Origin of the sequence: Pantoea sp. IMH, assembly GCF_000599885.1 — a bacterium.
Classification (GTDB): Bacteria; Pseudomonadota; Gammaproteobacteria; order Enterobacterales; family Enterobacteriaceae; genus Erwinia.
The window spans coordinates 28,272-41,216 of record NZ_JFGT01000004.1 but is presented as its reverse complement, the minus strand read 5'-3'; the positions used below and the strand labels follow the sequence as shown (position 1 = coordinate 41,216).

13 protein-coding genes and 1 pseudogene are annotated in these 12,945 nt (G+C 55.1%); 10 read left to right on the top strand and 4 right to left on the bottom strand.

The annotated features are described in order from the left end of the window. Positions 1-48 precede the first annotated feature (48 nt). The gene (locus tag EA20_RS0106615) at positions 49-876 is read right to left on the bottom strand and encodes a dienelactone hydrolase family protein (protein WP_024966077.1); all 828 of its coding nucleotides are present in this window, start codon (positions 874-876) and stop codon (positions 49-51) included. Positions 877-1,164: 288 nt separating this feature from the next. On the opposite strand from EA20_RS0106615, the gene udp reads away from it, so the two are divergent. From udp to tatD, 9 genes and pseudogenes are all read left to right on the top strand, one after another. Next, positions 1,165-1,926, top strand: coding sequence for a uridine phosphorylase (udp, locus tag EA20_RS0106610; protein ID WP_024966076.1), 762 nt, complete (start codon positions 1,165-1,167; stop codon positions 1,924-1,926). 168 nt (positions 1,927-2,094) lie between these two features. Then, complete coding sequence (gene rmuC / locus EA20_RS0106605) at positions 2,095-3,627, top strand: DNA recombination protein RmuC (RefSeq protein WP_024966075.1); 1,533 nt, start codon at positions 2,095-2,097, stop codon at positions 3,625-3,627. 74 nt (positions 3,628-3,701) lie between these two features. Further along, positions 3,702-4,457, top strand: a complete 756-nt coding sequence (ubiE, locus tag EA20_RS0106600) for a bifunctional demethylmenaquinone methyltransferase/2-methoxy-6-polyprenyl-1,4-benzoquinol methylase UbiE (RefSeq protein WP_024966074.1) — start codon at positions 3,702-3,704, stop codon at positions 4,455-4,457. Between the two features lie 12 nt (positions 4,458-4,469). Then, positions 4,470-5,075 carry an SCP2 domain-containing protein gene (locus EA20_RS0106595; RefSeq protein WP_024966073.1) on the top strand — a complete coding sequence of 202 codons (606 nt, stop codon included), beginning with the start codon at positions 4,470-4,472 and terminating at the stop codon, positions 5,073-5,075. After that, a complete protein-coding gene (gene ubiB, locus EA20_RS0106590; protein WP_024966072.1) occupies positions 5,072-6,709 on the top strand; it encodes a ubiquinone biosynthesis regulatory protein kinase UbiB in 1,638 nt (545 codons plus the stop codon). Before EA20_RS0106595 ends, ubiB begins: the two co-directional genes overlap by 4 nt. A gap of 106 nt (positions 6,710-6,815) precedes the next feature. Next, positions 6,816-7,061, top strand: coding sequence for a Sec-independent protein translocase subunit TatA (tatA, locus tag EA20_RS0106585; protein WP_024966071.1), 246 nt, complete (start codon positions 6,816-6,818; stop codon positions 7,059-7,061). Positions 7,062-7,064: 3 nt separating this feature from the next. Then, positions 7,065-7,473, top strand: a pseudogene (gene tatB / locus EA20_RS21080) (Sec-independent protein translocase protein TatB); the annotation flags it as partial. 331 nt (positions 7,474-7,804) lie between these two features. Then, positions 7,805-8,563: a Sec-independent protein translocase subunit TatC gene (gene tatC / locus EA20_RS0106575; RefSeq protein ID WP_024966069.1), complete on the top strand. Its 759-nt coding sequence runs from the start codon at positions 7,805-7,807 to the stop codon at positions 8,561-8,563. Positions 8,564-8,633: 70 nt separating this feature from the next. Continuing rightward, the gene (gene tatD, locus EA20_RS0106570; RefSeq protein ID WP_024966068.1) at positions 8,634-9,425 is read left to right on the top strand and encodes a 3'-5' ssDNA/RNA exonuclease TatD; all 792 of its coding nucleotides are present in this window, start codon (positions 8,634-8,636) and stop codon (positions 9,423-9,425) included. A gap of 21 nt (positions 9,426-9,446) precedes the next feature. Here the strand turns inward: tatD and rfaH are convergent, their stop codons facing one another. Then, positions 9,447-9,935 carry a transcription/translation regulatory transformer protein RfaH gene (gene rfaH, locus EA20_RS0106565; protein WP_024966067.1) on the bottom strand — a complete coding sequence of 163 codons (489 nt, stop codon included), beginning with the start codon at positions 9,933-9,935 and terminating at the stop codon, positions 9,447-9,449. A 234-nt stretch (positions 9,936-10,169) separates the two neighbouring features. Further along, a complete protein-coding gene (locus EA20_RS0106555; RefSeq protein ID WP_024966065.1) occupies positions 10,170-11,072 on the bottom strand; it encodes a LysR family transcriptional regulator in 903 nt (300 codons plus the stop codon). A gap of 133 nt (positions 11,073-11,205) precedes the next feature. Here EA20_RS0106555 and EA20_RS0106550 point away from each other — a divergent pair, with 133 nt between their 5' ends. Next, a complete protein-coding gene (locus tag EA20_RS0106550; RefSeq protein ID WP_024966064.1) occupies positions 11,206-11,931 on the top strand; it encodes a pirin family protein in 726 nt (241 codons plus the stop codon). A 175-nt stretch (positions 11,932-12,106) separates the two neighbouring features. Here the strand turns inward: EA20_RS0106550 and EA20_RS0106545 are convergent, their stop codons facing one another. After that, positions 12,107-12,928 (bottom strand): alpha/beta fold hydrolase, encoded by an 822-nt coding sequence (locus EA20_RS0106545; RefSeq protein ID WP_024966063.1) that lies wholly within the window; start codon positions 12,926-12,928, stop codon positions 12,107-12,109. Between the last annotated feature and the right edge of the window lie 17 nt (positions 12,929-12,945).

The following is a 12,945-nucleotide window of genomic DNA, read 5'->3' as shown; positions in this document are numbered from 1 at the left end:
CTGTGTTGTGTTGTATGACTTTGGGGCGCATCGCGCCCCTTTTTTAAGCTATTTCACGCCATTTTCCCGGAACCACGTCAACATCCTCTGCCAGCCATCTTTCGCCGAAGCTTCATGGTAGCTCGGGCGATAATCGGCGTTAAAAGCATGACCCGCGTCGGGATACACCACAATTTCCGACTTAGCGTTAGCCGCACGCAGAGCCTGACGCATGGTTTCCACGCTCTCCTGAGGAATACTCTCGTCCAGCGCGCCATATAATCCCAGCACTGGTGCGGTGAGATCGACAGCCACATCGACAGGCTGTTTTTGCTGCTTCATCGTTTTTTCCCCAACCAGTTTGCCATACCAGGCAACACCTGCTTTGAGCTGAGGATTATGTGCGGCATAAAGCCAGGTAATGCGACCCCCCCAGCAGAACCCGGTGATCGCCATATTGCGCATATCGCCGCCGTTGCGTGAGGCCCAGTTGGCGACATGGTCCAGATCGGCCAGCACCTGGGTATCCGGCACCTTGCTGACCAGCTCGTTGAACAGGGTGGGGATATCACCATATTCAGAGGGGTCGCCCTGGCGGAAATAGAGTTCCGGTGCCACGGCGAGATAGCCTTCCATGGCGAGACGGCGGCAAATATCACGAATATGCTCATGGACGCCGAAAATTTCCTGAATCACCAGCACGACGGGCAGTGAACCGCTGGCATCTCGCGGTTTGGCCTGAAACGCGGGCATATTCTCGCCCTGGGTCGGAATGGACGTTTCGCCCGACACAATCGCTTCGCTGTGGGTGGTAATAGCGGTGGTTGCGGCAGGCGATACCGCAGGAGCGAACCCATTGTTGCTGATTTTGTGCGACAGATTATCTTCGGTTTTCATTGTCCTCTCCATGCATGCATTAGCGCAATCCGCTAACTATAGCCAGGATTACGTGGGGGCCGGGGGCTTACCTTTTTCCTATCATTAACATTGTTGCCAGCAGGGCTACAGAACATGTTGTGGGAACGACCATCACAGGAATGCTCAATCGTGATTTGTATCACAATTTATTGTTGAGTTAATGTAACCTTCAGTAATCAAAGTGAGATTGCTCACACAAATTCAGGCGGCTTTCCCTTACTCTGGAGGCCTATCCTCTATGCCACCTTCCCGTTACAGGAGTTTGAAATGGCTAAGTCAGATGTTTTCCACCTTGGTTTAACTAAGGAAGACCTTCAGGGCGCAACGCTTGCCATCGTGCCTGGCGACCCTGAGCGCGTGAAGAAAATCGCCGCGCTAATGGATAACCCCGTTCACCTGGCTTCACACCGTGAATTCACCACCTGGCGCGCGGAACTGGAAGGGAAAGCGGTTATCGTCTGTTCTACCGGCATTGGCGGCCCTTCAACCTCCATTGCGGTGGAAGAGCTGGCGCAGCTGGGCGTACGGACTTTCCTGCGTGTCGGTACTACCGGCGCGATCCAGCCCAATATCAACGTCGGAGACGTGCTGGTCACCACCGGCTCAGTACGCCTGGACGGCGCCAGCCTGCACTTTGCTCCGCTGGAATTCCCGGCCGTAGCTGATTTCACCTGTACTACGGCGCTGGTGGAAGCCGCAAAAGCCGCTGGCGCGACGACTCATATCGGCGTCACCGCGTCGTCTGATACCTTTTATCCGGGCCAGGAGCGTTATGACACCTACTCCGGACGCGTGGTCAGCCGTTTCCAGGACTCCATGAAAGAGTGGCAGCAGATGGGCGTGCTGAACTACGAAATGGAATCCGCCACGCTGTTAACCATGTGCGCCAGTCAGGGACTGCGCGCCGGTATGGTGGCGGGCGTCATCGTTAACCGTACGCAGCAGGAAATTCCTGATGCAGAAACGATGAAAAGAACCGAAAGCGATGCTGTCCGCATTGTGGTGGACGCGGCGCGTCGCCTGATGTGATCTTCCTGGCTGGGAACCTCTTTCCCGGCCTGCCTGCTTCCTTTTGCGGAGGCGCTCCAGAATCTGAATGAAATTCAGCCTGGCGGCGTGACACCGCCTGTTTTATCTGGACATTCATACAGTGCGCCTCTACCTTTTCCGTAGTTAAGATCGGGCAGGAGAGCGCGTGTGGATGTGACTATCGGATATGGGATCTGTTTTGGCCTGGCAGGTTTACTGGCAGGCTGGCTTGTCGCCTGGTTTTTCGGCCAGCAGAACGCGGCCAGACAGGAGACAGAACGGCAGCTGCTGATGCAGAGTGCCGATCAGCTGCGTCAGGAACGCGAACGACTCCAGCAGCAGCTCGACACCTCTCAACAGCAACAGAAACAGAATGAAGCGGAGCTACGCCAGCTGCACGGCGCGCTTTCGGCTGCGCAGGAAAAGCTGCATCACCTCGATCACTGGCGTAATGAGAGCGAACAGCTTAACCGGGAGTTGCGTAATCAGCTGGAGATTAACAGCGCTCAGGAAGCTGAACTGCGTGAGGTGTCGATCCGCCTTGAAGAGACGAAGATGGCGGCGGATGAGAAGCAGCGACTGCTGGTTAACAGCGAACAGCGCCTCAACGCCCAGTTCGAAAACCTGGCGAACCGCATATTCGAAAATAGCGGTCGCCGCGTTGACGAACAGAACCGTCAGAGCCTCAACGGCCTCATCTCTCCGTTGCGTGAACAGCTGGAGGGCTTCCGCCGCCAGGTTCAGGAGAGCTTCGGCCAGGAGGCCCGCGAGCGGCACACGCTGTCGCATGAAATCCGCAATCTTCAGCAGTTGAATGCACAAATGGCTCAGGAGGCGATTAACCTGACCAAAGCCCTGAAGGGCGATAATAAAACGCAGGGCAACTGGGGCGAAGTGGTGCTCAGCCGGGTGCTGGAGGCCTCCGGGCTGCGTGAGGGCCATGAGTACGAAACCCAGGTCAATATTCAGCTGGAGCAAAATGCGCGGATGCAGCCGGACGTGATTGTCCGTTTGCCGCAGGGCAAGGATGTCGTGGTTGACGCAAAAATGACGCTTGTCGCCTATGAGCGCTACTTTAACAGTGAAGATGACGCGGCGCGTGAGCTGGCCATCAGTGAACATATTGCTGCGATCCGCGGGCACCTGCGGCAGCTCAGCAGAAAAGATTATCAACAATTGCCCGGTTTACGCTCGCTGGATTATGTGTTGATGTTTATCCCGGTTGAACCAGCCTTTCTGCTGGCGATCGATCGTCAGCCGGAGCTGATCAACGAAGCGCTCAATCAGAACATCATGCTGGTCAGCCCGACCACGCTGCTGGTTGCACTGCGGACGATCAGCAATCTCTGGCGCTATGAACATCAGAGCCGCCACGCGCAGCGCATTGCTGACCGCGCAGGCCGGTTGTATGACAAGATGCGCCTGTTCGTGGATGACATGTCCGCGATGGGACAGAGTCTGGATAAGGCGCAGGAGAGCTATCGGCAGGCGATGAAAAAGCTGTCCGAAGGGCGGGGTAACCTGATCGCTCAGGCGGAAAGTTTCCGGCATATGGGCGTTGAGGTGAAACGGCCCATCAATCCGCGGCTGGCAGAACAGGCGATGCCCGACTTTTCCGATGCTTCAGGCGAGCCAGAAGAGAGTGAGTACAGCGCGTTCAGCCCTGAAGAGGCGTTCCCCCCGGCACGCGTGAGTGAATAAAACGCCAGGCAGTGCCTGCTGTCCGGGACTCTGATACACTTGACGCATTATTGATTGTAGAGCAGGCAAAATAAATGGCAGATGAATCAAAGGACACCACCCATTTTGGCTTTCGCACCGTAGCGAAGAGCGACAAGGCCGATATGGTTGCTGATGTTTTCCACTCCGTGGCGGCCAAATATGATCTGATGAACGATCTGATGTCATTTGGTATACACCGCATCTGGAAGCGTTTCACCATCGACTGTAGCGGCGTGCGCCGTGGACAGCGCGTGCTGGATCTGGCGGGGGGAACGGGTGATCTCACCGCGAAGTTTTCCCGGCTGGTTGGCGAGACGGGTGAAGTGGTGCTGGCCGATATCAACAGTTCTATGCTGAAGGTTGGCCGTGAGAAACTGCGGAACACAGGCATCATCGGTAACGTTAGCTATGTGCAGGCGAATGCCGAAGCGCTGCCTTTTCCCGATAACCATTTTGACTGCATCACCATCGCTTTTGGTCTGCGCAACGTCACTGACAAGGACAAGGCGATCGCCTCGATGTTTCGCGTGCTGAAGCCGGGCGGCCGCCTGCTGGTGCTGGAGTTCTCCAAACCGCTGCTCGAGCCGCTCAATAAAGCCTATGATGCTTACTCTTTCCATATCCTGCCGCGCATTGGTGAACTGGTAGCTAAAGATTCTGAAAGCTATCGTTACCTGGCTGAATCGATCCGCATGCATCCGGATCAGGAAACGCTTAAGCAGATGATGGTGGATGTCGGTTTTGAAAATACCACTTACTACAATCTTACCGGTGGCATTGTTGCGCTACACCGTGGGTTCAAGTTTTAAACAGGAAAGCGAATGACCATTACGCCGCTGTTAACTGCGGGGCTGGAAACGGCGCTGAATCAGATTCTTTATCGCGATCGCAGCCTGAAGGCCGCGCGCCAGCGCCTGAATGGAAAAAGCCTGTCGATCGTGCTGTCGGAGCTGAAACAGCCGCTCACCCTGATATTTAGCGACAGGCAGGTGGACGTGCTCGCGGAGTGGAGCGACGTGCCGGACTGTACGGTGAAAACCCGTCTGGCAACGCTGCCGGCGTTACGCGATCGTCAGCGGCTGACCGGTCTGATCCGCAGCGGAGAGCTGGAGGTGGACGGCAACCTGCAGGTTGTAACGCAGTTTTCGGCGTTGATCGACCTTGCCGAGCTGGATCCGGCCGAGTATCTGGCGCCCTGGACGGGAGATATTATCGCGCATGGGGTCAGCCAGTTTGCCCGGCGTGGTTTCAGCTTCCTTCAAGGTGACCTTGAACGCAAACAGCAGTATCTCGGTCAGGTACTGACCGAAGAGTGGCGTGTAGCACCGGGTGCGCTTGAGCTTGCCTGGTTTGCTGAAGAAGTGGATGCCACGGAGCGAGATGTTGCTGCACTTGAAGCCCGCCTGAATAAGCTGGAGGCCAAATGAGCCCTGGAGAGCTACGCCGCCTCTATTTTATCATCCGCGTATTCCTGAGTTACGGTCTTGATGAACTCATTCCCAAAACGCGACTCACCCTGCTGCCGCGTCTGTGGCGGAAGTGCCTGTTCTGGATGCCGAACCGCCATAAGAATCTGCCTTTTGGCGAGCGGCTGCGTCTGGCGTTAGAACAGCTTGGACCGGTCTGGATTAAGTTCGGGCAGATGATGTCAACGCGGCGCGATCTGTTCCCGCCGCAGATTGCCGATCAGCTGGCGATGCTTCAGGATCGCGTACCGCCATTTGATGGCGTTCTGGCGAAGCAGCAGATTGAGTTGTCGCTTGGCTGCCCGGTGGAGACGCTGTTTGATCACTTTGATATCAAGCCGCTGGCCTCCGCTTCCATCGCTCAGGTGCATACCGCCACGCTGAAGGAGAATGGCCGGGAAGTCGTGATCAAAGTGATCCGCCCTGATATTTTGCCGGTGATCAAAGCGGACATGATGCTGATTAACCGTATGGCGCGCTGGGTGCCACGCCTGCTGCCAGACGGGCGACGGCTGCGGCCGCAGGAAGTGGTTGCGGACTACGAAAAGACGCTGATAGATGAGCTGAATCTGCTGCGTGAAGCCGCCAATGCTATTCAGCTGCGCCGCAATTTTGATAACAGCAAGATGCTCTACGTACCGGAAATTTTCTCCGATTACTGTAGCGAGACGATGCTGGTGATGGAGCGGATCTACGGCATTCCTATCTCCGATGTGGTGGCGCTTGAGCAGCATGGTGTGAACATGAAACTGCTTGCCGAACGCGGCGTGCAGGTCTTTTTCACTCAGGTTTTCCGCGACAGTTTCTTCCATGCGGATATGCATCCGGGCAATATCTTTGTCAGCTACGAGCATCCGGAAGATCCTCAGTATATTGGCATTGACTGCGGTATCGTCGGCTCGCTTAACAAAGAAGATAAGCGCTATCTGGCGGAAAACTTTATCGCCTTTTTCAACCGTGACTACCGTAAGGTCGCCGAGCTGCATGTCGATTCCGGTTGGGTTCCGCCGGACACTAACGTAGAAGATTTCGAGTTTGCTATCCGCACCGTATGTGAGCCTATCTTTGAAAAACCGCTGGCGGAGATCTCGTTCGGGCATGTGCTGCTCAACCTGTTCAACACGGCGCGCCGCTTTAATATGGAAGTGCAGCCGCAGCTGGTTCTTCTGCAAAAAACGCTGCTGTATGTGGAAGGCGTGGGGCGTCAGCTTTATCCGCAGCTGGATCTCTGGAAAACGGCCAAGCCGTTTTTAGAAGAGTGGATCAAAGATCAGATTGGTATCCCGGCGATTGTCCGGGCGCTGAAAGAGAAAGCGCCGTTCTGGGCCGAAAAGCTGCCGGAACTGCCGGAACTTTTTTACGACAGCCTGCGTCAGCACAAGCATTTGCAACATAGCGTAGATAAGCTAACCACGGACCTGAAAAATGAGCGCGTTCGCCATCATCAGTCCCGCTATCTGTTTGGCGTTGGGGCCACCTTGATGCTGGCAGGGACAGCGGTTCTGCTAACCCGCCCGGAATGGGACCTCTTTTCAGCCGTGATGATTGCCGGTGGGGTGGTGACCTGGCTGATTGGCTGGCGCAAAACGGACTGAATGTCATCAAGCGTAAAAGGCCCGTCTGGTTAGCTTTTGTTCATCGTAGCGCACCCCGGGCTGTTATATAATACAAACTGGTTTTTCAACTTTTTAGAGGCATAAAATGGGCGGCATCAGTATCTGGCAATTATTAATCATTGCCGTAATCGTTGTTCTTCTGTTCGGTACCAACAAGTTACGTACGTTGGGTTCTGATTTAGGGTCGTCGATCAAAGGCTTCAAAAAAGCCATGGGCGATGAGAACGAAAAAGAGAAAGATCACGCGAAAGATGCGGATTTCAGTGCAAGTCTGACTGACGAACAGCAGGCGCAGGCAAAGAAAGAAGACGTTAAAAAAGACAAGGTGTAAACCGTGTTCGACATTGGTTTTAGTGAACTGATATTGGTGTTCGTGATCGGGCTGGTTGTGCTTGGCCCTCAGCGGTTGCCGGTGGCGGTAAGAACTGTTGTCGGCTGGATCCGCGCCATGCGTTCGCTGGCATCCAGCGTGCAGAACGAGCTGGCTCAGGAGCTGAAGCTTCAGGAACTCCAGGATAGCCTGAAAAAAGTGGAGGAGGCCAGCAAGAATAGCCTTTCTCCCGAACTTCAGGCCTCCATGGAGGAGCTGAAGGAGTCGGCACAGGCGATGAAGCGCTCTTATCTGGGCGACAATGAAAAAGCCGATGACGAGGCCTGGACGATCCATAATCCGCTGGTGAAAAACCCGGAGGATTCTCATGAGGGCGTCACGCCTGCCGAAGCGGATCATCAGGCCAGCGCGGCGGCGCACTCCCCGGCGATCCCGGATAAAGGGCAGGCCAGGGCGACCTCCTCCGTTCCTCCCGAACCGCAGATGCCAGCAAAGGCCTCAGTAGCCACGGTCAATGCATCTGAAATAACCAATGCTGCGTCATCACCCGCGAGCGCTGAATCGGCTGATTTACCCCAGCAGTCAGAGGGGCAACCGGCAACGGCAAAACCGGCTGTCAGCGTGCCGCCTGCAAGCCCGGCCCATACCGCAGCCACGCCTTCAGCAACCGCAAACAGCGATGCGCCTGTGCTGTCAAGCCGTGCGCCAGCTTCCACCACCCAACCGAGCGATGAACGATAATCATGGCTGTTGAAGATACCCAACCGCTTATCAGTCATTTGATTGAACTCCGTAAGCGGTTGTTAAACTGTATTATCGCCGTTATAGCGATCTTTTTATGTCTGGCTTACTTCTCCAACGATATCTACCAGTTGGTGTCAGCGCCGCTTATCCGCCAGCTTCCGGCCGGTGCCAGCATGATCGCGACCGACGTGGCGTCGCCATTTTTTACGCCGATCAAGCTAACGATGATTGTGTCGGTGTTTCTGGCCGTCCCGCTTATTCTCTATCAGGTCTGGGCATTTGTGGCGCCCGCGCTTTACCAGCATGAACGTAAGCTGGTTATGCCGCTGCTCTTTTCCAGTTCATTCCTATTTTATACAGGCATGGCTTTCGCCTACTTTATTGTCTTCCCGCTGGCGTTTGGTTTCTTTGCTAAAACGGCACCGCAGGGCGTATTGATAGCGACGGATATCAATAACTACCTCGATTTCGTGATGGCGCTGTTTATGGCGTTTGGCGTGTCGTTTGAGGTGCCAATTGCCATCGTACTGCTTTGCTGGACAGGCGTCACGTCTCCGGAAGACCTGAAGAAAAAACGTCCTTATGTGCTGGTGGGCGCCTTTGTGGTCGGCATGGTGTTAACACCACCCGACGTGTTGTCGCAAACGCTTCTGGCGATCCCCATGTACTGTCTGTTTGAGGTTGGGGTGTTCTTCTCCCGCTTTTACGTGGGCAAACGGCGAAGGGATGATGTGAGCGAAGAAGCCGGATCGGAATAGATTTGTCGCCTCGCGTTCGTCTGAAGTAAAAATAACCGCCCGTCAGGGCGGTTACTGTCTGGAAAATCCTATGTTTGATATTGGCGTTAATCTGACGAGTACGCAGTTTGCGAAAGATCGCGATCAGGTCGTGAAACGGGCCAGAGAGGCGGGGATTACCGGGCTGCTGATCACCGGCACTAACGCACTGGAAAGCCAGCAGGCACAAAGCCTGGCCGCGCGCCGCCCCGGCTACTGCTGGTCAACGGCGGGCGTGCATCCTCACCACGCAAGCGAATGGTCTGCTGATACGGCCGCGACGCTAAAACGCCTGGCTGAAAGCGAGCAGGTTGTGGCGATAGGCGAGTGCGGCCTGGACTTTAACCGTAATGTCTCAGAACCTGAACAGCAGGCCTATGCTTTCAATGCCCAGCTGGAGCTGGCAGCCGGACTGGGGCTTCCTGTATTCCTGCACTGCCGCGAAGCGCATGCGCGTTTTCTTTCCATTCTGACCCCCTGGCTACCGAAGCTGCCTGGTGCAGTGATTCACTGCTTTACCGGTAGCAAAGAGGAGCTGGAAGCCTGCCTGGCAGCGGGATTGTATGTGGGGATCACGGGTTGGGTATGTGATGAACGTCGTGGCGGAGAATTGCGTGAGCTGATGCCGCTGATTCCTGCCGGACGCCTGCTGCTGGAAACCGACGCGCCTTATCTGCTACCCCGCGATATGCGACCCCGGCCCGCTACCCGGCGTAATGAACCCTGTTTCCTGCCACATATTGTGCAACAGGTGGCTGCGCTACGTGGCGTAGATGCTAATGAGCTCGGCGAACAGTGCGATCGCAACGCACGGGAATTGTTCAGACTTTCTACCCGGGAGTGAGGGTGCGCCAGCACCGGTAAATCAGAGTTTCTGGAACTGCTTGTTATCCACGCTACGCACGATCTGTTTGTTAAGCATGTTCAGCAGGAGCATGGATCGCGCTTCGCCATCCGGTTCGCTAAAGATGGCGTTCAGGCCTTCGAATGCCCCTTCGGTAATAATCACTTTGTCGCCCGGTTTTGGCAGATCGGGATCGCACAGCGTTTCGGTCGGCTGAGTCTGTAGTGCGGCGATCACATCCAGCGGAACGGTAGCCGGCTGCGCGCCAAAGCGAACAAAATGGCTGACGCCGCGCGTTGCGCTGATGGTGGTGGTATGGATGGATTCAGGATCGAACTCAATAAACAGATAATTCGGGAAAAGCGGTTCGCTAACCTGAGTGCGCTTGCCGCGTACCAGTTTCTCTAATGCAATCATCGGGCTGAGGCAGTGCACCGTCTGGCGCTCAAGATGTTCTTTCGCGCGAAGCAGCTGACCACGTTTGCAATAAAGTAAATACCAGGATTCCATAACGTCACTTTTCGATTATCAGGTCGATAAGAATAACAAAATCGTCGTCAGAGTTATAGCGGCATCAGGGCGAGATACCCTTTCTGCAGGCATTGACGTTTGTGTCTGATGACAGGCTGTAACTTCATATACTCCAGTAATACGCGGCCGGATTTCTGAGATGAAGTCGGTATCAGGTTACCCACTTTACCTTCTTTAAAACCGCAGAAAAAGGGCTGCTGAAAACCGCACTTTTTAGGTGTTATCAACCGGCCGATTGCTGAGAACAGGGCTTTCTTTCAGGAAATCCAGCAGGGCTCGTGTAATGTCGCTGCGCTGCCGGTGCTGCGGATACACGGCGCTGAGTGGCAGGCTTTCAGGATGATACTCATTCATTACGCTGACAAGCTTGCCCTGTGCAACAGCAGCTCCCACGATGAATTCCGGCAGCAGCACCAGTCCCAGCCCCGCCATGGCCGCATCCGCCAGCACTTCGCCGTTATTCGATATCACCGGGCCCTCCACGCTGATAATTTTACGCTTCCCGTTCACGTTAAGCTCCCAGCCCAACTGCCCCTCACGGCCAAAACGCAGGCAGTCGTGTTGATGCAGATCGTCAGGATGAAGCGGGCGGCCTTTACGTTCAAGGTAGGCTGGGCTGGCACAGACGATCCGCCTGATTGTGCCGAGGCTCCGTACGATCAGGCTCGAATCGCTGAGGCTGCCGATGCGGATAGCCATATCAAACCCTTCACCGATAACATCCACATAGCGGTCTGCCAGCTCCAGCTGGAGTTGCACCGCCGGATGTCGCGTCAGGAAAGCGGCAATAAGAGGAGAAAGTGGGTTCATGCCAAATGACATTGGCATACTGAGACGAAATTTTCCCTGAAGCGCCGAGCGCCGTCCGGTCACGGCCTGTTCAGCCTCAAAAACGTCATCCAGAATACGCTGGGCGTGCTGCGCGAAAGTCTGACCAGCATCGGTCACCGACAGTTTTCGGGTGTTACGGATAAGCAATTGTGCCCCCAGCGACGCTTCAAGAGCGGCCATGCGGCGGCTCACATACTGCTTTGAAAGCATCAGCTTCTCAGCCGCAGCGGTAAAACTTCCGGCGCTGACGACGGCCGTGTAAATCCTCAAATCTTCAAGCTGCATATTGTCCACCAGAATGAGACAGTGATTGCCTTTTCAGGGCATTGTGGCGCAACAGAGTTTACTTGTAATCTTTGTTCACCGGAAGGGCAAACGCACTTCACCTTACTGAACTGACCTAATCCAGGAGCGCATCATGATCGAACAAAGACTCTCTCAGGAACGTGGACTTGGGGATCACGGCTGGCTGCATTCACGCCACACCTTTTCGTTTGGTGGATACTGGGATCCAAAGCAGACAGGGTTCTCCGATTTACTGGTCATCAATGATGATCGGGTGGTGGCCTCCCGCGGTTTTGGCGCACATCCGCACAGTAATATGGAAATCATCTCCTACGTGCTCGAAGGTGAACTGGCGCATAAAGATTCCATGGGAACCGGTTCAGCCATTATTCCGGGCGACGTCCAGCTGATGAGCGCGGGCAGCGGCGTGACCCATAGCGAATTCAACAACTCGACAACTGAAGGCGTCCATTTTCTGCAAATCTGGATTGTGCCTTCAGAGAAAGGCACGCCGCCGGGCTATCAGCAGGTGTCGGTGCCGGATGATGAGAAACGCGGCCAGTTTCGGCTTATCGTCTCGCCACAGGGCGAAAACAATGCGCTCAGCGTCCGGCAGGACGTGCGTATCTACGCGGGCCTGTTTGATGGAGAGGAGCAGCAAACCTTTACGCTTGATGAGGACCGGTATGCTTATATCCATGTCGCTCGCGGTGAAGTCACGGTGAACGGACTGGCCTTTAAAGCTGGCGATGGCGCGCGGGTACGCCATGAGCGGGAGCTGAGCTTCACGGCCGGTAAAGAAGCAGAAGTCCTGCTGTTCGATCTGCGTCCGGTTGAAGTTAATCGTTCAATCCGCTGAAAATAAGGGGTCAGGCGCTGGCATTTGTCGGCGCTTTTTTTTAAGAAAAAAATGGCGTTCTCTTTCCGCTCAGTCAGAAAATGTAGGAGATCCCTCTCCTCTGTCTGCTACTTTTCCAGACGAACCTGTTCCTGTTAGCGTACTTTCAGGGCACTATCCGTAACAGAGCATGCACTTAAAGCGATTTCAGGAAGGTCAGCAGGTCTTCATTCAGCTGATCCTGATGCGTCACGGCAAAACCGTGTGGCGCGTTGTCATATACTTTCAGCTCAGCACCGGCGATCATCTCCGCAGCCACTTTACCTGTCGTTTCGAACGGCACGATCTGGTCGTTACTGCCGTGAATGACCAGCGTTGGCACATCAATCTTCGCCATGTCTGGCCGGAAATCCGTCTGCGAGAATGCGGTAACGCAGTCCAGCGTGGATTTCAGCGACGCCAGCAGCGCGATGTTGAGCGTCTGGGTCAGCACGCCTTCGGATACCGTCTGGCCCGCATTGGTGCCATAAAAAGGCGCGGCGAAATCGCTGATAAACTGTGCGCGATCTTTACGCAATCCTTCTTTGATACCGTCAAATACTGAGTGATCAACGCCCTGAGGATAGTCTTCCGCCTGTCCGAAGATTGGCGTAACGGCACCCAGCAAAACGAGGCCTGCCACACGGGAACTGCCATAGCGACCAATGTAACGCGCCACATCGCCGCCGCCCATTGAGAAGCCCACCAGCGTGACATCCTGCAGGTCAAGCGAGGTGATCAGATCGTTGATATCCGACGCGAAGGTGTCGTAATCATAGCCCGTCCACGGCTGATCGGAACGGCCAAATCCGCGGCGGTCAAAGGCGATAACGCGATAGCCGCGCTCAGCCAGGAAGTTCAGCTGACTGTCCCACATGTCGCCATCCAGCGGCCAGCCGTGGCTGAAAAGCACCGGCTTACCCGTGCCCCAGTCTTTAAAATAGAGCGTAGTGCCGTCAGCGGTTTTTAGTGTGCTCATGAGCTTTACCTTACAGT